Source organism: Streptomyces sp. PCS3-D2, from assembly GCF_000612545.2.
In the GTDB taxonomy this organism is placed as follows: domain Bacteria; phylum Actinomycetota; class Actinomycetes; order Streptomycetales; family Streptomycetaceae; genus Streptomyces.
In genome coordinates this window covers 5,675,668-5,696,200 of the sequence record NZ_CP097800.1, presented here as the reverse complement: position 1 = coordinate 5,696,200, position 20,533 = coordinate 5,675,668, and the positions used below count along the sequence as shown (strand labels likewise).

Here is a 20,533-nt window from a genome sequence, read left to right as displayed (position 1 = left end):
CACTGCTTCGTCGAACGTGTGGTCCGGGTCGGACGCTCGGTGACATTGTCCCGCACCGGGCGGCCTCGCCGTCCAGGGGGGTCGGCTCGGGGCCGGGCGAGGGGCCCGGTCAGCGGGTCCGGTCGCCGCTCGGGCCCGTGGTCGGGTCCTCGCCGCGGTCCAGAGCCTTCCACAGATCCTCCGGCCGGTCCGGATCAACCGCCGCCGCGGCCCGTGGGCGGGGGGTGCCGTCACGCTCGTAGCGGCCGCCCATCGCGGGCCAGCCGCTGCCGAAGCGCAGTGCCAGCAGCCCGGCGGCCAGGATGAGGACCGCGCCGGCGGCCGTCACGTACGGCCACGTGGTCTGCGTGAGGCCGGCCACGTGCGCCGCGTTGTCCGCGGTCGAGCGGACCGCCTGGGCGTCCAGGGCGGTGCGTCCGTCGGAGCCGAAGAGGGCCGACAGCGCCGCACCGAGGCCGCTGAGCGCGAGCAGGCCCGACACCAGGAGCCGACCCTTGCCCCGGACGGCGAAGACGGCGACCAGCGCGGCCAGTCCCACGATGGCCAGGGCCGCGGGGAGCCCGGTCACGGCCCGCCCGTCGGCGCTCAGCTGGAGCGAGTCGCTGCCGATGGCGGCCGTGCCCCGGGCCCAGACCCGGCCGGAGGCCAGCAGGACCACGGTGGCGCCGAGCGCGCCGAGCAGCAGCGCCGCGGCCACGCTGCGGCGGCTGCTGCGGCTGTCGGGGGCCTCGGACTCGGTGGAGGCTTCGGATCGGGGCGGGGGTACGGCACTCACGCACCCCACTATCCCCTACGCCCTCAGGAGCCGCTCAGGCGGTTCGCCGCAGCCACGGCGCGCAGCACGGCGGCGGCCTTGTTGCGGCACTCGTTGTCCTCCAGCTCGGGCACGGAGTCGGCGACGACACCGGCCCCCGCCTGCACGTACGCCGTACCGTCGCGCAGCAGCGCCGTTCGGATGGCGATGGCCGTGTCGGAGTCCCCCGCGAAGTCCAGGTAGCCGACGCAGCCGCCGTAGAGGCCGCGGCGGGAGGGCTCCAGTTCCTCGATGATCTGCATGGCGCGCGGCTTGGGGGCGCCGGAGAGGGTGCCCGCCGGGAAGCAGGCCGTGAGCACGTCGAAGGCGGTCTTCCCCTCGGCCACGCGTCCCGTCACGGTGGAGACGATGTGCATGACGTGGGAGTAGCGCTCGATCGACATGAAGTCGACGACCTCGACGGACCCCGGTGCGCAGACCCGGCCGAGGTCGTTGCGGCCGAGGTCGACGAGCATCAGGTGCTCGGCGCGCTCCTTGGGGTCGGCGAGCAGTTCCTCGGCGAGGTCGTTGTCCTCCTGCGGGGTGGCGCCCCGGTGGCGGGTGCCGGCGATGGGATGGACCATGGCCCGCCCGTCCTCGACCTTGACCAGCGCCTCCGGGCTCGACCCGACCACGTCGAAGCCGTTCTCGAAGCGGAAGAGGTACATGTACGGGGACGGGTTCGTGGCGCGCAGCACCCGGTAGACGTCCAGCGCGGAGGCCTCGCAGGAGGTCTCGAACCGCTGCGAGGGCACCACCTGGAAGGCCTCGCCGGCCCGGATGCGCTCCTTGATGTCCTCGACGGCCGCCTGGTACTCCTCGCCGCCCCACAGGGCGGAGTACTCCGGGAGCGCGGAGGCGGGCAGCGGGGCCGGGACGTAGGGCGCGGGCCGCCCCAGGTCCGCCTCCATGGCGTCCAGCCGGGCCACGGCGTCCGCGTGCGCCTCATCGACGCCGGAGTCGAGGTCGTTGTGGTTGATGGCATTGGCGATGAGCTGGACGGTGCCGTCCCAGTGGTCCAGCACCGCGAGGTCGGAGGTGAGCAGCATCGTCAGCTCGGGCAGTTCCAGGTCGTCGCTGCCGTGCTCGCCGATGCGCTCCAGGCGGCGGACGATGTCGTAGCCGAGGTAGCCGACCATCCCTCCGGTGAAGGGGGGCATGCCACCCGCGAGGTCGCGGGGGGTGTGCAGGGTCTCGACGGTGGCGCGCAGGGCGTCGAGGGGGTCGCCGTCGGTGGGTACGCCGACGGGCGGGGTGCCGATCCAGTGCGCGCGCCCGTCCCGGACGGTCAGGGTCGCGTCGCTGCGGACCCCGACGAAGGAGTACCGGGACCAGGACCGGCCGTTCTCCGCGGACTCCAGGAGGAAGGTGCCGGGGCGTTCGGCGGCCAGCTTGCGGTAGAGCCCGACGGGCGTGTCCCCGTCGGCGAGCAGCTTGCGGCTCACGGGGATGACGCGGCGGTCGGCCGCGAGCTTGCGGAACGTCTCAAGATCCATTGCGTGGGACCCCTACCTAGTCGGCTGCGCGGAGGAGGACGTCGTCGTCGAAGCAGGTGCGGGATCCGGTGTGGCAGGCGGCTCCGACCTGGTCGACCTTGACGAGCACGGTGTCGGCGTCGCAGTCGAGGGCGACGGACTTGACGTGCTGGAAGTGGCCGGACGTGTCCCCCTTCACCCAGTACTCCTGCCGGCTGCGGGACCAGTACGTGCAGCGGCCGGTGGTCAGGGTGCGGTGCAGGGCCTCGTCGTCCATCCACCCGAGCATGAGCACCTCACCGGTGTCGTACTGCTGGGCGATGGCCGGTACCAGGCCGTCGGCGGAGCGCTTGAGGCGCGCGGCGATGGCGGGGTCGAGGTTGCCGGGGCGGGGGGTCGTACTCATGGGCCCATTGTGCCGGGCCCGGATGGGTGTGGTGATCCATGTCCGTCCGATGGGCGGGCATCCGGCGCGTTCCGGCCGTAGGCTGGCCCGCATGTCTACCCATGCGAAGCGTGAACGCCTTTTGCTGGCGGACCTGTTGGAGGCGGCCGGCCCCGAGGCCCCCACGCTGTGCACCGGCTGGAGGTGCCGCGAGCTGGCCGCGCACGTGGTGGTGCGGGAGCGGCGGCCGGACGCGGCGGGCGGCCTGCTGCTGAACGTGCTGAAGGGGCGGCTGGACGCGGCGATGGCCGAGTACGCCGCCAAGCCGTACGAGGAGCTCGTCCGGCTGATCCGCACCGGGCCGCCGCGGATGTCGGTGTACGCGCTGAAGCAGATCGACGAGGCGGCGAACGCGGTGGAGTTCTACGTCCACGCGGAGGACGTCCGCCGGGCCCAGCCGGACTGGTCCCCGCGGGAGCTGGACCCGGTGTTCTCGGACGCGCTGTGGTCCCGTCTGGAGAAGATGGCACGGCTGACGGGGCGCCGTTCGCCGGTGGGTCTGGTGCTGAGGCGCCCGAACGGGCAGACCGCGGTGGCGCACAAGGGTGCGCCGGTGGTCACGGTGACGGGCGAGCCGGGCGAGCTGACGCTGTTCTGCTTCGGCCGGCAGGCGTCCGCCGCGGTGACGCTGGACGGCGAGCAGGAGGCCGTGGCCAAACTGACGGTGGCCGAACTGGGCCTCTAGGCGTGCGGTGAGCGTGCGCGCCGGGCGCCGCGGGGCAGGCGGGACGTCCGCGACCCGCCCCGGCGCTGTGACCGGCTGCGGACCATGGCCCGCGCCGGGCGGTGCTCCCACCCGGCGCGGGACAGACCTAGCGGACGGGGTGACCGGCTTCGCGGAGGGCGGCCTTGACCTCGGAGATGCGGAGGTCGCCGAAGTGGAAGACGGATGCCGCGAGCACGGCGTCCGCTCCCGCCTCGATCGCCGGGGCGAAGTCCGCGAGGCGGCCCGCGCCGCCCGAGGCGATCACCGGCACGGTGACGTGCTTGCGGACCGCCGCGATCATCTCGGTGTCGTAGCCGTCCTTGGTGCCGTCGGCGTCCATCGAGTTCAGCAGGATCTCGCCGGCCCCCAGCTCCGCGGCCCGGTGGGCCCACTCGACGGCGTCGATGCCGGTGCCCCGGCGACCGCCGTGCGTGGTGACCTCGAAGGAACCCGACCCGGTGCGGCGGGCGTCGACCGACAGGACGAGGACCTGCCGGCCGAACCGCTCCGCGATCTCCTGGATCAGCTCGGGCCGGGCGATGGCGGCCGTGTTCACGCCCACCTTGTCCGCTCCCGCGCGCAGGAGCTTGTCGACGTCGTCGGCCGTGCGGACGCCGCCGCCCACGGTCAGCGGGATGAAGACCTGCTCGGCGGTGCGGCGCACCACGTCGTAGGTGGTCTCGCGGTTGCCGGAGGACGCGGTGATGTCGAGGAAGGTCAGCTCGTCGGCGCCTTCGGCGTCGTAGAGCTTGGCCATCTCCACCGGGTCGCCCGCGTCGCGCAGGTTCTGGAAGTTGACGCCCTTGACGACCCGGCCGTTGTCCACGTCCAGGCAGGGGATCACGCGTACGGCGAGGCTCATGCGGGCACCGCCCGGTACGCCTCGACCTCCACCTCGACGACCATCGACGGGTCGACGAAGCCGGAGACGATGAGCATCGTCGCGGCCGGGCGGACCGCGTCGAGGAGCTCCTTGTGGGCGCGGCCCACCTCGTCCACGTCGCGGGCGTGCGTCAGGTACATGCGGGTGCGGACGACGTCCTCGGGGCCGAGGCCGGCCTGGGCGAGGGCCTTGAAGGCGACGCCGAAGGCCGCGACGGTCTGGTCGTACGGGCCGCCCGCGTCGGCCGCGGTGCAGCCGGAGACCAGCACGAGGCCGTTGGGCAGCTGCACGGCTCGGGAGTAGCCGATGACGTCCTCGTAGGGGCCGCCGGAGGAGATGCGGCGCACGGCGCCGGCGTCGGAGGTGTTGCTCATGCGGAGACCACCTTCAGGGCTTCTTCCAGGGTGAAGGCCTTGGCGTACAGGGCCTTGCCGACGATCGCGCCCTCGACGCCCAGCGGCACCAGCTCGGACAGGGCCCGCAGGTCGTCGAGGCAGGAGATGCCTCCGGAGGCGACGACGGGCCGGTCGGTGGCGGCGCAGACGCTCCGCAGCAGCTCCAGGTTGGGGCCGGTGAGCGTGCCGTCCTTGCCGATGTCGGTGACGACGTAGCGGGCGCAGCCCTCGGAGTCGAGGCGGGCCAGGGTCTCGTAGAGGTCGCCGCCCTCGCTGGTCCAGCCGCGGCCCTTGAGGGTGGTGCCGCGCACGTCGAGGCCGACGGCGATCCTGTCGCCGTGCTCGGCGATGGCCTTGGCGGCCCACTCGGGGGTCTCCAGGGCCGCGGTGCCGAGGTTGACGCGGGTGCAGCCGGTGGCGAGGGCCGCGGCGAGCGAGGCGTCGTCGCGGATGCCGCCGGACAGCTCGACCTTGATGTCCATGGTGCGGGTGATCTCGGCGACCAGGGCACGGTTGTCGCCGGTGCCGAAGGCGGCGTCCAGGTCGACCAGGTGGAGCCATTCGGCGCCCGCGGCCTGCCAGGCGAGGGCGGCCTGCAGCGGGGAGCCGTAGGACGTCTCGCTGCCGGAGACGCCGTGGACGAGGCGGACGGCCTGGCCGTCGCGGACGTCGACCGCGGGAAGGAGTTCGAGCGGGTTCGGCATCAGAGGGTCTCGATCCAGTTGGTGAGGAGCTGGGCGCCGGCGTCGCCGGACTTCTCGGGGTGGAACTGGGTCGCCCACAGGGCTCCGTTCTCCACCGCCGCGACGAAGCGTTCGCCGTGCGTGGCCCAGGTGACCTTGGGGGCGCGGATCAGCGGGTTGGTCGTCTCCAGGGTCCACTCGCGCGCCGCGTAGGAGTGCACGAAGTAGAAGCGTGTGTCGGCGTCCAGGCCGGCGAAGGCCTGGCTGTCGGCCGGGGCCTCGACGGTGTTCCAGCCCATGTGCGGGACGACCGGGGCCTTGAGCGGGCCGACCGTGCCGGGCCACTCGTCGAGACCTGAAGTCTCCACGCCGTGCTCGATGCCGCGCTCGAAGAGGATCTGCATGCCGACGCAGATGCCCATGACCGGGCGTCCGCCGGAGAGGCGGCGGCCGATGATCCAGTCGCCGCGGACGTCCTTGAGTCCCCGCATGCAGGCGGAGAAGGCGCCGACGCCGGGGACGAGGAGTCCGTCGGCGTCCATGGCCTTGTCGTAGTCGCGGGTGATCTCGACGTCCGCGCCGACGCGCGCGAGGGCGCGTTCGGCGGAGCGGACGTTGCCGAAACCGTAGTCGAGGACCACGACCTTCTTGGTGGGGTGTGCTGTGCTCATTCCCAGATTCCTTGGATTCGCAGGACTCCGGCTGCCAGACACATCGCGGAGGCGAGGGCGAGCAGGATGATGACCGACTTGGGCATCTGCTGCTTCTGGAAGGAGTAGACGCCCCCGGCCAGGAAGAGGCCGAGGACGATCAGGATGGTGTTCAGCCCGTTCACTGCTAGAGGGCGCCCTTCGTGGAGGGCAGGATGCCGGCGGCGCGCGGGTCGAACTCGGCGGCGTAGCGCAGCGCGCGGGCGAGGGCCTTGAACTGGCACTCCACGATGTGGTGGGCGTTGCGCCCGTACGGGACGTGGACGTGCAGGGCGATCTGGGCCTGCGCGACGAAGGACTCCAGGATGTGCCGGGTCATCGTCGTGTCGTAGGCGCCGATCATCGGCGCCATGTTCTCGGGCTCGGTGTGCACGAGGTAGGGGCGGCCGGACAGGTCGACGGTCACCTGGGCGAGGGACTCGTCGAGCGGCACGGTGCAGTTGCCGAAGCGGTAGATGCCCACCTTGTCGCCGAGCGCCTGCCGGAAGGCGGCGCCGAGCGCGAGGGCGGTGTCCTCGATGGTGTGGTGGGAGTCGATGTGCAGGTCGCCGTCGGTCTTGACGGTGAGGTCGAAGAGGCCGTGGCGGCCGAGCTGGTCGAGCATGTGGTCGTAGAAGCCCACGCCCGTCGAGACGTCGACCCGGCCGGTTCCGTCGAGGTTTATCTCGACGACGACGGAGGTCTCCTTGGTGGTCCGTTCGACCCGTCCGATGCGGCTCATGCGTGCTGCTCCTTCTTCAGTGCGCGAACCGCTTCCAGGAACGCGTCGTTCTCTGCCGGGGTGCCGGCGGTGACCCGCAGCCGGCCGGGTACGCCGTTGTCCCGGACCAGGACCCCGTGATCGAGGATCTTCTGCCAGGCGGTGTGCGCGTCCTCGAACGTCCCGAACTGGACGAAGTTCGCGTCGGACTCGGTGACCTCGTAGCCGATGGCGCGCAGTTCGGCGACCAGGCGGTCCCGCTCGGACTTGAGCTGCTCGACGTAGCCGAGCAGGGTGTCGGTGTGCTCCAGCGCCGCCAGGGCCGTCGCCTGGGTGACGGCGGACAGGTGGTACGGCAGGCGCACCAGCTGCACGGCGTCGACGACGGCGGGGTGCGCGGCCAGGTAGCCCAGGCGCAGGCCGGCCGCGCCGAAGGCCTTGGACATGGTCCGGGACACCACCATGTGGGGGCGGCCCTCGATGAGGGGCAGCAGGGAGTCCCGGTGGCTGAACTCCACATAGGCCTCGTCGACGATGACGAGGGAGGGCTTGGCCGCCTGGGCCGCCTCGTAGAGGGCCAGGACGGTCTCCGCCTCGACGGCGGTGCCCGTGGGGTTGTTGGGCGAGGTGATGAAGACGACGTCGGGGGCGTGCTGTGCGATCGCCCGCTCCGCGGCCGCCACGTCGATGCGGAAGTCCTCGCGGCGCGGGCCGGAGATCCACTCCGTGCCGGTACCGCGGGAGATCAGCGCGTGCATGGAGTAGGAGGGCTCGAAGCCGATCGCGGTGCGGCCCGGCCCACCGAAGGTCTGCAGCAGCTGCTGGATGACCTCGTTGGAGCCGTTGGCGGCCCATACGTTCTCCCGCGTGACCGGGTGCTTGCCGGTACGCGTGAGGTAGGCGGCCAGCTCGGTGCGCAGCTCGACCGCGTCCCGGTCCGGGTAGCGGTTGAGGGTGCGGGCGGCCTCGGCGACGCGCTCGGCGATGCGCGCGACGAGCTCCGCGGGCAGCTCGTAGGGGTTCTCGTTGGTGTTCAGCTGGACCGGCACGTCCAGCTGCGGGGCGCCGTACGGGCTCTTGCCGCGCAGTTCGTCCCGGATGGGGAGGTCGTCGATGCCGATGCTCACGGGGTGGGCACCTTCCATCCGAAGCGTGCCTTGAGGGCGGCACCGTGGGCGGGCAGGTCCTCCGCCTCGGCCAGGGTGACCACGTGGTGGGTGACCTCGGCGAGGGCGTCGCGGGTGTAGTCGACGATGTGGATGCCGCGCAGGAAGGACTGCACGGACAGGCCCGAGGAGTGGCAGGCGCAGCCGCCGGTGGGCAGCACGTGGTTGGAGCCGGCGCAGTAGTCGCCGAGGGAGACCGGGGCCCACGGGCCGACGAAGATCGCGCCGGCGTTGCGGACGCGGGCGGCCAGGGCGGCCGCGTCGGCGGTCTGGATCTCCAGGTGCTCGGCGCCGTAGGCGTCGACGACCTTGAGACCGTCCTCCAGGCTGTCGACCAGGACGATCGCGGACTGCTTGCCGGCGAGGGCGGGCTTGATCCGGTCCTCGACGTGCTTGGTCGCGGCGACCTGCGGCTCCAGCTCCTTCTCGACCGCGTCCGCGAGCTCGGCGGAGTCCGTGACGAGGACGGCCGCGGCCAGCGGGTCGTGCTCCGCCTGGCTGATGAGGTCGGCAGCGACGTGGACCGGGTCGGCCGTGGAGTCGGCGAGGACGGCGATCTCGGTCGGGCCGGCCTCGGTGTCGATGCCGATGCGTCCGGTGAAGTAGCGCTTGGCGGCGGCGACCCAGATGTTGCCGGGGCCGGTGACCATGTTGGCGGGACGGCAGTCCTCGGTCCCGTAGGCGAACATCGCCACGGCCTGGGCGCCACCGACCGCGTACACCTCGTCCACGCCGAGCAGGGCGCAGGCGGCGAGGATGGTCGGGTGCGGCAGGCCCCCGAACTCCTTCTGCGGCGGGGACGCGAGCGCGACCGACTCGACGCCCGCCTCCTGGGCCGGCACCACGTTCATGACGACGGACGACGGGTAGACCGAGCGGCCGCCCGGGGCGTACAGCCCCACACGCTCCACCGGAACCCACTTCTCGGTCACGGTGCCGCCGGGGACCACCTGGGTGGTGTGCTCGGTGCGGCGCTGCTCGCGGTGCACCGTCCGGGCCCGCCGGATCGACTCCTCAAGGGCTGCGCGGACGGCCGGATCGAGCGCGTCGAGGGCGGCCTTGAGAGCCTCAGCGGGCACCCTGACCTGCTCCAACGTCACTCCGTCGAACTTCTGCGCGTACTCGATCAGCGCCGCCGTACCACGATGATGCACGTCCTCGCAGATGGGCCGCACCTTTTCCAGGGCGGCTTCCACGTCGAACTCGGCACGGGGCAGCAGATCGCGCAGGGCGCCGCCCTCGGGGAGGGCGTCACCGCGCAGGTCGATACGAGAGATCACCTCCCAATTCTCTCAGACCGCCACGCGCCACCGTCCGCCCGTATCACTGGCTGATACACGCCACGGGCACCACAGGCACCCGTGGGCGTTCACCCGCACGTGCGCGGCGGCCGGGCGGAACCGCCGGAGCGGGCCGGCCCGGACGGGGGACCGGCGGATCCGGCCGCCCCCGGGCGCCGCGCCGATTCGGCGGCGGGATCCGGCTCCGGGGCCGGCGGCGGAGGCCCCCCGACTGCTGCGGCGGGGGGTGACGGGCTGCGTCCGCGGACGATTACCCTGTGCGTCGTGACCACCGTTCGCCTGCCCCTCTTCCCGCTGAACTCGGTGCTGTTCCCGGGCCTCGTCCTCCCGCTGAACGTCTTCGAGGAGCGTTATCGCGCCATGATGCGCGAGCTGCTGAAGTCGGGCGAGGACGAGCCGCGCCGTTTCGCCGTCGTCGCGATCCGTGACGGCCGGGAGGCCGCCCCGACCGCGTCCGGCCTGCCGGACCCGACGTCCATGCCGGAGCGCGGCCCGGCCGCGGGTTTCGGGTCGGACCCGATCCAGGCGTTCCACCGGGTGGGCTGCATCGCGGAGGCGGCGACGATCCGGGAGCGGGAGGACGGCACCTTCGAGGTCTTGGCGACCGGTACGACGCGGGTCCGGCTGCTCTCGGTCGACTCCTCGGGGCCCTTCCTGACGGCGGACCTGGAGGAGCTCCCGGAGGATGCGGGAGACGGCGCCGGGGTCCTCGCGGAGGGTGTGCTGCGTGCCTTCCGCAACTACCAGAAGCGGCTGGCCGGGGCTCGCGAGCGGTCCCTGACGGGCGCCGAACTGCCCGACGAACCGTCGGTGGTGTCGTACCTGGTGGCCGCGGCGGCGGTGCTGGACGTCCCGGCGAAGCAGCGGCTGCTCCAGGCCCCGGACACGGCGACGCGGCTGGCGGAGGAGCTGAAACTGCTGCGCACGGAGACGGCGGTGATCCGTCATCTGCCGTCCCTTCCGGCGGTGGACCTGACCCGGGCTCCGACGAGCCCCAACTGAACCGACCGACGGGGGACCGATGGCCAAGAAGACGAAGCAGGCAGCCGGCACTCCGGCGATCGCGGCCCTGACGGCGGCCGGAGTCGCCTTCACCACGCACGCGTACGAGCACGACCCGTCGCACCCCTCGTACGGCGAAGAGGCGGCCGAGGCCATGGGGGTCTCTCCGACGCAGGTCTTCAAGACCCTGGTGGCCGACGTGGACGGCGTCCTCACGGTGGCGGTGGTCCCGGTCTCCGGGTCGCTGGACCTGAAGGCGCTGGCGACGGCGGTCGGCGGCAAGCGGGCGGCGATGGCGGACCCGGCCCTGGCGGAACGCACCACGGGCTACGTCCGCGGCGGCATCTCCCCGCTGGGCCAGCGCAAGCGGCTGCGCACGGTGATCGACGAGTCCGCGACGGAACACTCCACGATCTGCTGCTCGGCGGGCCGCCGCGGCCTGGAGATCGAACTCTCCCCGTCGGACCTGACCAGCCTCACGGGAGCCGCCCTCGCCCCGATCGGCCGGGCATAGGGCGTGTCGCGACAGGGGCGCCGTCCGCCCGAAGGGCGGGCCCTGCGGCGTCCGGTGCGTGCGCTCGCACGACGCAGGGCCGACCCCGGATCGGGCGTACCCGGACGGTCCCGACCACGCGGCGAGCGTGCGCACGCACCGGACGCGCGCGGGGCAGGCGGGACGTTCGCAACGCGCCCCGGGGCGCGCCCTTCCGGGCGCGGTCCCGGGCAGCGCGGGAGGGCGGGCCTTCGCGCGGCGCCGCCGGCCCACCGCCCCGGACGGGTCAGGTGCGCGGGGCCTCGGACGCGGTCGGGCCTGCGTCGGCGGGCGGCAGCGGCACCCCGGCCGGCGGCGCCGGCCGGTAGTGGCCGCTCCACCCGTACAGCGGATCCGGCTCCGGTTCCCTCGGCGTCCACAGCGCGGTCAACCCCAGGTGCAGCAGCACCGCGGTCATCGGCCAGGCCAGCAGCGCCCCGTACGCCAGCAGTTCCAGCGGCGCATCGAACGGCACCCCCTTGCCGGCGGCGGAGGCCGCCGCGGCCAGGTCCGTCGACGAGGACCCGAGCCACAGTCCGAACCGCCACCCCGCCAGCGCGGCGAAGCAGGACCCGACGGCGAGACCGATCACCAGCGGCACCCCGCCGGCCCGGCGCCACAGGAAGGTGGCGACGGCGCTCACCACGCCCAGCCCCAGGGCCAGCAGGAAGAAGGTCCCGTCGGCGGCGATCCGCGCTTCGCTCTCGCTGTTGCGCAGGAACACCGCCTCGCCGTTGGACACGTACTGCACCCGGGGCGCGAGCCACCACCACAGCAGGCCGAGGAGCAGCCCGGCCACCCCGACCGCCAGGGCCACGACGGCCCCGTCGCGGATGTCCTCCGGGCGGATGGCCGCGGCGGTGCCGCCCGGCTTCTCGGGCGGCGACGGCGGCGGGTCGAACGGGGACTGCGGGGTCACGGCTTCGGTCACCCCCACATCGTGCCAGGTGTGTCCGGCGGTGGTGTCAGCGGACGGCCGCCCGGCGGTACGCCCAGGTCGCCACGGCCAGGGAGACGACCCCTACGGCCGCGCACACGCCGAGGTCGAAGACGACGGCGGCCCAGTCCGGCGACGCCTCGAAGGTCCGCGCGAAGGCCTCCACCCCGTAGGTGGACGGCAGCAGGTCCCGCGCCCACACGATCACGGCCGGCATCCGCTCGGGCGGCAGCACGCCCAGCAGCAGCGCCGCCGACATGCCGAGCTGCCCCGCGAGGGTGGCGAGCTCCTGCCGCGGTGCCAGCAGCCCCAGGGCCGCGCCGAGCCCGGCCAGCGCGGCTCCGGCCAGCGGCACCACGGCGGCCAGGATCCACAGTCCGCCCATCGGCAGGCCGAAGAGCAGACATCCGAGGACGGCGGTGACCAGCGTCCCCGGCAGCGTGAAGGAGGCGTAGGCGGCGGCCGCGCCCAGCACCACCGAGGCGGGCGGCACCGGCAGGGTGGCGTAGTGGTCGAGTCCGCCGCCGGCCCGCAGCTGCCCGAAGTACTGCGCGAGCAGGTTCAGCGCGACGAAGGCGACGACCAGCACCGAGGACCCGGCCACGACGGCCCGGGCCTCGGATCCCCCGTCGACGACGCCCCGCATCAGGATCATGATTCCGACGGACTGGAAGGTCGCCACGAACAGCAACGGAATGCGGGCCACCCGCGCCCGGGACAGCTGCGCGCGGTAGACGGCGGCCAGCGAGGGGAGGAAGCGCGCGGCGGGCGCCAGCGGCGCGGCCTGAGGTTCCCGTGCGCAGCCCGTGGGAAGCGCGGCCGGTGCGGCCTGAGCCGTGGGTGCGGCATCGGGCGCGAGCACGGCCCGGACGCCCCCCGTCGAACGGTCGCTCACGACTTCACCAGCCCTTTCGTCCTGCCGCCGAGGGCCAGGTACACGTCTTCCAGGCTGGGGGTGGCCAGGGTGAAGTCGTCGAGCGCGGCGAAGGCCGGGCCCCCGGTGACCGAGGCGACCGCCGCCCGTGCCTCGTCCGGCGCCAGTCGGAGCACCCAGCGGCGCCCCGACTCGACGGCCCGCTCGCGCAGCCGGGCGACCTCCGGCACCTCCAGCGGGGCGCCCTCGCGCCACACCAGCTCCAGCCGGACCTCGCCCGAGACGCGCGCCTTCAGCGCGGTCGGCGTGTCGCAGGCGATGACCTTGCCCTGGTCGATGACGGCGACCCGGTCGAGGACCGTCTCGGCCTCGATGACGTTGTGGGTGACGAGCAGCACGGTCACGCCGTGCCGGGCGCGGCGGCGGTCCACCGCCGCCCACACGGCCCGCCGGGCCACCGGGTCCATTCCGGTGGTGGGTTCGTCGAGGACCAGCACGGGCCGTTCGCCCACGAGCGCGGCGGCGACGCAGGCCAGGCGCCGCTGGCCGCCGGAGAGCTTCTTCAGGGGTCGCCCGGCGATCCCTGCCAGTCCGAGTTCCTCCAGTACGGCGTCGCGCGCGGCGCGTGCCGACCGTACGTCGAGCCCGCGCAGCCGTGCGGTGGTCTCGGCGGCCAGCGCCACCGTGAGCTCGTCGAGGGCGGTGGACTCCTGGCCGAGGTAGGAGAGCAGTCTGGAGGCCCGTCGGGGGTGGCGCACGAGGTCGTGGCCGAGGAGGGTCACGGTGCCCGAGTCGGGCCGCATGAGGCCGGTGAGCTGGCGGACCAGGGTGGACTTGCCGGCGCCGTTGGGGCCGAGCAGGCCGAAGATCTCGCCGCGCCGGACGTCGAGGCTGACGCCGTCGTTGGCGCGGGTTTCGGGCAGGGCGGGGGCTCCGCGCCGCCCGCGCACCGCGGGATACGTCTTGACCAGGTCACGCACCGTGCAGACCACGTCCGACGCCGCTCCCGCGGCCGCCGCCGTGCTGTCCTGCGCCTGTGCTGTGCCCGTACTCACGAGGGAGCAGCCTACGGGGTTCCCGCCCCTACTCGGCCGCCGGGGTCAGCGGGGCGGACAGGTCGGCGGGTCCCGTTCCGGGTGCGGCGGCCGGTACCGCGGCGACGTGCTCGGCGGCGGCGCGGACGTCGATCTCCCTCCAGAACCCGGCGCGGATGGCGTAGCGGTCGTGCTCGTCGATCTGGTCGTCCTTGTGCGCGAGCAGGCCGAACCGGGCGGCGTAGCGCAGCAGCTCGCCGTCGATCCGGTGCGGGATGCGCGGGTACATGGTGGCCAGTTTCTGGAGGTGTGCGGTCTCCGGGAGGCGTTCCATCCAGCGCCGGGCGAACACCTGTCCCACCTCGAATGGGTCCCCGCCCACGGTGGTGATGTCCTCCTCCCGGTCGGCCCAGCGCTGTTCGGCGCTGGTGAGCTGGGCGAGGGTGGGCAGCGAGGCGGTCTCGGCGGGCTCGCCCAGCGGTCCGGCGCGGTCGATCCAGCCCCGGTCGGAGGACCAGCGCAGGGCGCTGGCGGGGGACGGCGCGCTGCTCGCCGCGGCCTGCTGGCCGCTGTGCGGTCCGGTGGCGCGCAGGGCCCCGGCGAGGTCCTTGGGCGTGGGGACGCTCTTTCCGCCGGGGGCGGTCGGCGCCGGTACGGGGACGGCCTCCCGATCGTCCTCCGCGGGGGCGGCGGCACCGTTGCGGGCGGCCTCGGCGAGCGCGGCCTCGGGCAGCGGTGCCGAGAGGATGGCGGCGATGTCGGGGCGGGGCACGGGCGGCGGGGAGCAGAGTCCGGCGAGGTCCTTGGCGCGGACGGCACGGGTGATCCAGGCCCGGTCGAGGACGCGGCGTTCGTCGGCCTCGGCGACGAGGTCCTCGGACTGGTTGTAGTCGCCGTCGGCCGCCTGGACGGCCCACAGGTGGACGGCGACCCCGTGCTCCTTGGCGGACATCAGGCCGGGCAGCAGGTCGCCGTCGCCGGTCACGAGGACCACGTCGGAGCAGGCGCGGTTGCGGGCGAGTTCGGTGAGCTCGGCGTGCATGGCGGCGTCGACGCCCTTCTGCGCCCAGCGGCCGTCGCTGCGGGTCAGGGCGCCGAGCCGGACCGTGACCCGGGGCATGACGCGCAGTCTGCGGTGTTCGGGCTGCGGCACCCGGTCGGGTGCGCCGTCGAACCAGTAGATGCGTAGCAGGGGCTGCTGGGTGTCGGCCTCGGCCCGCTCGCGCAGGCCCTGGATCAGGGCGGCATGGTCGACGGTGATCCGGGAGCGGGAGGGCTCCCCGGCGAGAAGGCTGGCGGCGGCACCCAGCAGGTAGCCGGCGTCCACCAGGACGACGCAGCGGTCCACGCGTTCCACCCTCTTCCCTGGGGGTCCCCACGTGTTTTCGCGGGTTCCCCGAGTCTGCCCGACCTCGCGGGCGTTGAAGGCCGGAACTCGATCATCGGCGTGGCGGATCTCACGCGGCGGCGGGGCACCGCCCTCGGCTACACGCGGTAATGATCCAAAATGCGCGGTTTCTGGTGCTGTGTGAGTGTGAAGGCGGTCCTGGCCCCTAGACCCTCACGGAGGCTCCACCATGGCCAAGAACAAGAACCAGAAGCAGCCGGCGAAGCAGCAGACCCGCTCGTCCGGGCAGGACGCGTCGCGTTCGGACTCCCCCGAGCAGTCGTCCCAGGCGCCGAGTCCGATGGACCTGGCCCACAAGAGCAAGCAGAAGAAGTTCGGACACAACTGACGCCTTCGCGCCGGTCTGTGACGGCCGAGAACCGCAAGGGGGCCTGCCCGGCGACACCGGGCAGGCCCCCTTTCGGGCGGGTGGCGGACGACGCTATCCGGCCAGGCAGGACGGTCCGAGCAGGACCTTGAGATCGCCGAAGAGGGCCGGGTCGGGCTGGACGCGGTGCCGGTCGAGGCGCAGCACGGTGGTGGTCCGCGGCCCCTGGAGCTTGATCCGGACCTCGGTGTTGCCCTTGTGGTGGCGCAGGATCTCCCCCAGACGGGTCACCATCGGGGGCGTGACCTTGACCGTGGGGATGGTGAGGACCACGGGGGCGTTGGTGCCGGCCGAGGAGAGGTCGGGGACCATCATCTCCATGGCGACCAGGCGGGGGACGTCCTCGCGCTTGTCGAGGCGGCCCTTGACGAAGACGACGGTGTCCTCGACCAGCTGGGTGGAGACGAGCTGGTAGGTCGCGGGGAAGAACATGCACTCGATGGAGCCGGCGAGGTCCTCGACGGTGGCGATGGCCCAGGCGTTGCCCTGCTTGGTCATCTTGCGCTGGAGGCCCGAGATGATGCCGCCGATGGTGACGACGGCGCCGTCGGAGTGCTCGCCGCCGGTCAGCTGGGAGATTCCGGCGTCGGTCTTGTCGGAGAGCACGTGCTCCAGACCGAAGAGCGGGTGGTCGGAGACGTAGAGCCCGAGCATCTCGCGCTCCTGGGCGAGCAGGTAGGACTTCTCCCACTCGACGTCGGAGAACTCCACGTCGAGGCCGAAGCCGGGCTCGTCGCCGCCGCTGTCGTCACCCATACCGCCGAAGAGGTCGAATTGCCCCTCGGCCTCCTTGCGCTTGACGGCGACCACGTTGTCGATCATGGATTCGTGGTGGGCGACCAGGCCCTTGCGGGTGTGGCCCATCTCGTCGTAGGCGCCGGCCTTGATCAGCGACTCGATGGTGCGCTTGTTGCAGACGACGGCCTCGACCTTGTCCAGGAAGTCAGGGAAGGAGGAGTACTTCCCCTTGGCCTTCCTGGTCTTGATGATCGAGTCCACGACGTTCTGGCCGACGTTGCGGACGGCGGTGAGGCCGAAGAGGATCACGTCGTCGCCCTGGGCGGCGAAGTTCGACTCGGACTCGTTGACGTTCGGCGGGAGCACCTTGATGCCCATGCGGCGGCACTCGTTCAGGTAGATCGCGGACTTGTCCTTGTCGTCCTTGACCGAGGTGAGCAGACCCGCCATGTACTCGGCCGGGTAGTTCGCCTTGAGGTAGGCGGTCCAGTAGGAGACCAGGCCGTAGGCGGCCGAGTGGGCCTTGTTGAAGGCGTAGCCGGCGAAGGGGACCAGGACGTCCCAGAGCTTCTGGATGGCCTCGTCGGAGTAGCCGTTCTTGCGGGCGCCCGCCTGGAAGATCGTGAAGTTCTTCGCCAGCTCCTCGGGCTTCTTCTTGCCCATGACGCGGCGCAGGATGTCGGCCTCGCCGAGCGAGTAGCCGGCGATGATCTGGGCGGCCTTCTGGACCTGCTCCTGGTAGACGATCAGGCCGTAGGTGACCGCGAGGACCTCTTCGAGCGGCTTCTCCAGCTCGGGGTGGATCGGGGTGATCTCCTGCTGCTTGTTCTTGCGCAGGGCGTAGTTGGTGTGCGAGTTCATGCCCATCGGGCCCGGCCGGTAGAGGGCCGACACGGCGGAGATGTCTTCGAAGTTGTCCGGCTTCATCAGCCGCAGCAGGGAGCGCATGGGCCCGCCGTCGAACTGGAAGACGCCGAGGGTGTCGCCGCGGCCGAGCAGCTCGAAGGTCTTGGGGTCGTCGAGCGGGAGGGCCAGGAGGTCGATGTCGATCCCCTTGTTGGCCTTCACCATCTTGACGGCGTCGTCCATGATCGTGAGGTTGCGCAGGCCCAGGAAGTCCATCTTCAGCAGGCCGAGCGACTCGCAGCTCGGGTAGTCCCACTGGGTGATGGTGACGCCGTCGGTGTGCCGCACCCAGACGGGTACGTGATCGGTGATCGTCTCGCTGGACATGATCACGCCGGCGGCGTGCACGCCCATCTGGCGGACCAGGCCCTCCACACCGCGGGCGGTGTCGATGACCTTCTTCACGTCCGGCTCGTTCTCGTACATGCCGCGGATCTCGCCGGCCTCGCCGTAGCGGGGGTGCGAGGGGTCGAGGATGCCGGAGAGCGGGATGCCCTTGCCGAGGACGTCGGCGGGCATGGCCTTGGTGAGGCGGTCGCCCATGGCGTACGGGTAGCCCAGCACGCGGGCCGAGTCCTTGATCGCGTTCTTGGCCTTGATGGTGCCGTAGGTGCCGATCATGGCGACCTTGTCGGCGCCGTACTTCTCGGTCACGTACCGGATCACCTCGACGCGCCGGCGCTCGTCGAAGTCGATGTCGACATCGGGCATGGACACGCGCTCGGGGTTGAGGAAGCGCTCGAAGATCAGGCCGTGCGGGATCGGGTCGAGGTCGGTGATGCCCATGGCGTAGGCGACGATCGAGCCGGCCGCGGAGCCTCGGCCGGGTCCGACCGCGATGCCCTGGTTCTTGGCCCACATGATGAAGTCGGCGACCACGAGGAAGTAGCCCGGGAAGCCCATCGAGATGATCGTGTCCATCTCGTACTCGACCTGCTTCATGCGGTCCTCGGGGATGCCCCCGGGGAAGCGGCGGTGCATGCCGCGCATGGTCTCCTCGCGGAACCAGGTGACCTCGGTGTAGCCCTCCGGGATGTCGAACTTCGGCATCAGGTTCCGGAACGTGAACATGCCCTCGGTGTCGATCTGGTCCGCGACCAGCCTGGTGTTGGCACAGCCCTCCTGCCAGGCGTCCGAGGAGTCGATCGCGTACATCTCGTCGGTCGACTTCAGGTAGTAGCCGGAGCCGTCGAAGCGGAAGCGGTCGGGGTCCGAGAGGTTCTTGCCGGTCTGGATGCACAGCAGGGCGTCGTGGGCGGAGGCCTCGCTGGCGTAGGTGTAGTGCGAGTCGTTCGTCACCAGCGGCGGGATACCGAGCTTCTTGCCGATCTCCAGCAGCCCGTCGCGGACCCGGCGCTCGATCTCGATGCCGTGGTCCATCAGCTCCAGGAAGTAGCGGTCCTTGCCGAAGATGTCCTGGTACTCGGAGGCCGACTTCAGGGCCTCGTCGAACTGGCCGAGGCGCAGGCGGGTCTGCAGCTCGCCGGAGGGGCAGCCGGTGGAGGCGATCAGCCCCTCGGACCACTGGGCGATGGTCTCCTTGTCCATGCGCGGCCACTTCGTCAGCCAGCCCTCGGCGTACGCGTCGGAGGACAACCGGAAGAGGTTGTGCAGGCCGGTGGCGTTCGCCGCCCAGATCGTCTTGTGGGTGTAGCCGCCGGAACCGGAGACGTCGTCGCGCTTCTGGTGGGGCTGGCCCCACTGGATGCGGCGCTTGTTGCGCCGGGACTCGGGGGCGACGTACGCCTCGATGCCGATGATCGGCGTGACCCCGGCCTTCTGGGCGGAGTGGAAGAAGTCGTAGGCCCCGTGCAGGTTGCCGTGGTCGGACATGGCGATGTGCGTCATGCCCATCTCGTTGCACGCGTTGAACATGTCCTTCAGCCGCGCGGCACCGTCCAGCAGCGAGTACTGGGTGTGGACGTGCAGGTGCGTGAACGGCGTCTGGGTCACGGCGCTGGTCTCCTGGCGGCGGGGGGAGGGGGCAGCTTCGAATCCTACGTCCCACGGGTGACAGATCACGGGCACGCGGCGGTACGGTCGGGCGTTGCAGAACCAGGGGCGCCGGTCCCGCGTCCGGTCCGGCAGAGCCCGTACCACCCCGTGCACCAGGAGGAACCCGCCATGGCGGTCCCCGAGACGACCGACGAGCAGCGTGCCGAGCAGATCCTCGACGTGTTCGACACCGCATTCGGTGAACTGCTCGCCGCCGACCCCGCTGCCTTCCGGGTCAAGTTCCGCAAGATGGCGGCCTCGGCCTTCGCCTTCTACCGGGGCACGGCCTGCCTCTTCTACTCCGACCTGGAGCGGGACCGGCACGGCGGTCCGTACCTGGACGAGCGGACGGGCCGGGTGTGGATCCACGGCGATCTGCACGCCGAGAACTTCGGCACGTACATGGACGCCAACGGCCGGCTGATCTTCAACGTCAACGACTTCGACGAGGCGTACGTCGGCCCCTTCACCTGGGACCTCAAGCGCTTCGCGGCCTCCGTCGCGCTGATCGGCTACACCAAGGCGCTCAGCGACGGCCAGATAAGCGAGCTGGTGCGGATCTACGCCGGGGCCTACCGGGAGCGGATCCGCCTGCTGGCCGTCCGGGACCAGGCACCCGACAAGGACGAGGTCCCCTCCTTCACCCTGGACACCGCCGAGGGCCCGCTGCTGGACGCGCTGCGCTCGGCCCGCTGCCGCACCCGCTTCTCCCTGCTGGACTCGATGACGGAGATACGGGACCACGAGCGCCGCTTCGCCTGCGGCGGCGGTTCCGTCGAGCTGGACGCCGCGACCCGCTACAAGGTGCTGGCGGCCTTCGACGGGTACCTGGAGACCCTGCCCGACGAGTCCCTCGTGCGCCCCGACTCCTACCGGGTCAAGGACGTGGTCGGCCGCCGGGGCGTCGGCATCGGCTCGGCGGGCCTGCCCTCCTACAACATCCTGCTGGAGGGGCACAGCGACGCGCTGGAGAACGACGTCGTGATCTACCTCAAGCAGGCGCAGACCCCGGCCGCCTCCCGACACGTCACGGACCGGGAGGTGCGGGAGTACTTCCTGCACGAGGGCCACCGCACGGTGATCTCGCAGCGGGCGCTCCAGGCGCACGCCGACCCCTGGCTCGGCTGGACGGAGCTGGACGGCACCGGCCAGCTGGTGGCGGAGGTGTCCCCGTACGCGGTGGATCTGGACTGGTCGGACCTGGACGACCCCGAGGAGATCGCCGCGGTGGTCGCCGACCTCGGCCGGGCCACGGCGACCATGCACGCGTCGGCCGACGAGGCGGAGAGCGGACAGTCCCTGGTGCCGTTCTCCACCGAGCGGGCCATCGACGCGGCGATCGCCTCGGACGAGGAGGGTTTCGCGGACCTGCTGGTCGACTTCGCCCACGCCTACGGGGCGCGGGCGCGCGCCGACCACCAGATCTTCGTGGACCTCTTCCGCAACGGCCGTCTCACCCCCTGAAACGGCTCCCACAGGAACA

The 20,533-nt window shown here is 72.0% G+C and carries 21 protein-coding genes; 5 read left to right on the top strand and 16 right to left on the bottom strand.

What is annotated here, in order from left to right; all coding sequences use genetic code 11:
- Nucleotides 1-109: 109 nt before the first annotated feature.
- From AW27_RS25335 to hisI, 3 genes are read right to left on the bottom strand one after another with little or no spacing between them, the layout of a single operon-like run.
- Entirely contained in the window at nucleotides 110-784 is a 675-nt protein-coding gene (locus tag AW27_RS25335) for a TIGR02234 family membrane protein (RefSeq protein WP_037926803.1), read from the bottom strand.
- Nucleotides 785-798: 14 nt separating this feature from the next.
- On the bottom strand, nucleotides 799-2,289 hold the full coding sequence (locus tag AW27_RS25330; protein WP_037926806.1) for an anthranilate synthase component I: 1,491 nt from the start codon (nucleotides 2,287-2,289) through the stop codon (nucleotides 799-801).
- Between the two features lie 16 nt (nucleotides 2,290-2,305).
- Complete coding sequence (hisI, locus tag AW27_RS25325; protein ID WP_037926809.1) at nucleotides 2,306-2,674, bottom strand: phosphoribosyl-AMP cyclohydrolase; 369 nt, start codon at nucleotides 2,672-2,674, stop codon at nucleotides 2,306-2,308.
- 91 nt (nucleotides 2,675-2,765) lie between these two features.
- Between hisI and AW27_RS25320 the strand changes: the two genes are divergently transcribed.
- Nucleotides 2,766-3,398, top strand: a complete 633-nt coding sequence (locus AW27_RS25320; RefSeq protein ID WP_037927566.1) for a TIGR03085 family metal-binding protein — start codon at nucleotides 2,766-2,768, stop codon at nucleotides 3,396-3,398.
- 127 nt (nucleotides 3,399-3,525) lie between these two features.
- Here AW27_RS25320 and hisF read toward each other — a convergent pair whose 3' ends face one another.
- From hisF to hisD, 8 genes are read right to left on the bottom strand one after another with little or no spacing between them, the layout of a single operon-like run.
- Nucleotides 3,526-4,281: an imidazole glycerol phosphate synthase subunit HisF gene (gene hisF / locus AW27_RS25315; RefSeq protein WP_037926812.1), complete on the bottom strand. Its 756-nt coding sequence runs from the start codon at nucleotides 4,279-4,281 to the stop codon at nucleotides 3,526-3,528.
- Nucleotides 4,278-4,676: a RidA family protein gene (locus tag AW27_RS25310; RefSeq protein WP_037926815.1), complete on the bottom strand. Its 399-nt coding sequence runs from the start codon at nucleotides 4,674-4,676 to the stop codon at nucleotides 4,278-4,280. Before AW27_RS25310 ends, hisF begins: the two co-directional genes overlap by 4 nt.
- Nucleotides 4,673-5,401 carry a bifunctional 1-(5-phosphoribosyl)-5-((5-phosphoribosylamino)methylideneamino)imidazole-4-carboxamide isomerase/phosphoribosylanthranilate isomerase PriA gene (gene priA, locus AW27_RS25305; RefSeq protein WP_037926818.1) on the bottom strand — a complete coding sequence of 243 codons (729 nt, stop codon included), beginning with the start codon at nucleotides 5,399-5,401 and terminating at the stop codon, nucleotides 4,673-4,675. The genes AW27_RS25310 and priA overlap by 4 nt, the downstream gene beginning before the upstream one ends.
- The gene (gene hisH / locus AW27_RS25300) at nucleotides 5,401-6,051 is read right to left on the bottom strand and encodes an imidazole glycerol phosphate synthase subunit HisH (RefSeq protein ID WP_037926821.1); all 651 of its coding nucleotides are present in this window, start codon (nucleotides 6,049-6,051) and stop codon (nucleotides 5,401-5,403) included. The genes priA and hisH overlap by 1 nt, the downstream gene beginning before the upstream one ends.
- Complete coding sequence (locus AW27_RS25295; protein ID WP_030855494.1) at nucleotides 6,048-6,215, bottom strand: hypothetical protein; 168 nt, start codon at nucleotides 6,213-6,215, stop codon at nucleotides 6,048-6,050. Before AW27_RS25295 ends, hisH begins: the two co-directional genes overlap by 4 nt.
- A gap of 2 nt (nucleotides 6,216-6,217) precedes the next feature.
- Nucleotides 6,218-6,811 carry an imidazoleglycerol-phosphate dehydratase HisB gene (gene hisB, locus AW27_RS25290; RefSeq protein WP_037926825.1) on the bottom strand — a complete coding sequence of 198 codons (594 nt, stop codon included), beginning with the start codon at nucleotides 6,809-6,811 and terminating at the stop codon, nucleotides 6,218-6,220.
- The gene (locus AW27_RS25285; RefSeq protein WP_037926828.1) at nucleotides 6,808-7,935 is read right to left on the bottom strand and encodes a histidinol-phosphate transaminase; all 1,128 of its coding nucleotides are present in this window, start codon (nucleotides 7,933-7,935) and stop codon (nucleotides 6,808-6,810) included. Before AW27_RS25285 ends, hisB begins: the two co-directional genes overlap by 4 nt.
- Complete coding sequence (hisD, locus tag AW27_RS25280) at nucleotides 7,914-9,236, bottom strand: histidinol dehydrogenase (protein ID WP_037926831.1); 1,323 nt, start codon at nucleotides 9,234-9,236, stop codon at nucleotides 7,914-7,916. Before hisD ends, AW27_RS25285 begins: the two co-directional genes overlap by 22 nt.
- Before the next feature lie 285 nt (nucleotides 9,237-9,521).
- On the opposite strand from hisD, the gene AW27_RS25275 reads away from it, so the two are divergent.
- Together AW27_RS25275 and ybaK are read left to right on the top strand one after the other, a co-directional pair.
- Nucleotides 9,522-10,259 carry an LON peptidase substrate-binding domain-containing protein gene (locus AW27_RS25275; RefSeq protein ID WP_037926834.1) on the top strand — a complete coding sequence of 246 codons (738 nt, stop codon included), beginning with the start codon at nucleotides 9,522-9,524 and terminating at the stop codon, nucleotides 10,257-10,259.
- A gap of 19 nt (nucleotides 10,260-10,278) precedes the next feature.
- The gene (gene ybaK / locus AW27_RS25270) at nucleotides 10,279-10,773 is read left to right on the top strand and encodes a Cys-tRNA(Pro) deacylase (RefSeq protein WP_037926837.1); all 495 of its coding nucleotides are present in this window, start codon (nucleotides 10,279-10,281) and stop codon (nucleotides 10,771-10,773) included.
- 265 nt (nucleotides 10,774-11,038) lie between these two features.
- Here ybaK and AW27_RS25265 read toward each other — a convergent pair whose 3' ends face one another.
- The 4 genes from AW27_RS25265 to AW27_RS25250 are packed head-to-tail and all read right to left on the bottom strand — an operon-like array spanning nucleotide 11,039 to nucleotide 14,993.
- Nucleotides 11,039-11,722, bottom strand: a complete 684-nt coding sequence (locus tag AW27_RS25265; protein WP_236647801.1) for a hypothetical protein — start codon at nucleotides 11,720-11,722, stop codon at nucleotides 11,039-11,041.
- 34 nt (nucleotides 11,723-11,756) lie between these two features.
- Nucleotides 11,757-12,623 carry an ABC transporter permease gene (locus AW27_RS25260; protein WP_078556932.1) on the bottom strand — a complete coding sequence of 289 codons (867 nt, stop codon included), beginning with the start codon at nucleotides 12,621-12,623 and terminating at the stop codon, nucleotides 11,757-11,759.
- Complete coding sequence (locus tag AW27_RS25255) at nucleotides 12,620-13,657, bottom strand: ABC transporter ATP-binding protein (RefSeq protein WP_078556934.1); 1,038 nt, start codon at nucleotides 13,655-13,657, stop codon at nucleotides 12,620-12,622. Before AW27_RS25255 ends, AW27_RS25260 begins: the two co-directional genes overlap by 4 nt.
- A gap of 28 nt (nucleotides 13,658-13,685) precedes the next feature.
- Nucleotides 13,686-14,993, bottom strand: a complete 1,308-nt coding sequence (locus AW27_RS25250) for an NYN domain-containing protein (RefSeq protein WP_236647802.1) — start codon at nucleotides 14,991-14,993, stop codon at nucleotides 13,686-13,688.
- Between the two features lie 220 nt (nucleotides 14,994-15,213).
- Here AW27_RS25250 and AW27_RS25245 point away from each other — a divergent pair, with 220 nt between their 5' ends.
- A complete protein-coding gene (locus AW27_RS25245) occupies nucleotides 15,214-15,372 on the top strand; it encodes a hypothetical protein (protein WP_172671389.1) in 159 nt (52 codons plus the stop codon).
- 93 nt (nucleotides 15,373-15,465) lie between these two features.
- Here AW27_RS25245 and dnaE read toward each other — a convergent pair whose 3' ends face one another.
- A complete protein-coding gene (gene dnaE / locus AW27_RS25240) occupies nucleotides 15,466-19,008 on the bottom strand; it encodes a DNA polymerase III subunit alpha (RefSeq protein WP_037926841.1) in 3,543 nt (1,180 codons plus the stop codon).
- Between the two features lie 171 nt (nucleotides 19,009-19,179).
- On the opposite strand from dnaE, the gene AW27_RS25235 reads away from it, so the two are divergent.
- Nucleotides 19,180-20,514 carry a DUF2252 domain-containing protein gene (locus AW27_RS25235; protein WP_037926843.1) on the top strand — a complete coding sequence of 445 codons (1,335 nt, stop codon included), beginning with the start codon at nucleotides 19,180-19,182 and terminating at the stop codon, nucleotides 20,512-20,514.
- Nucleotides 20,515-20,533: the final 19 nt, after the last annotated feature.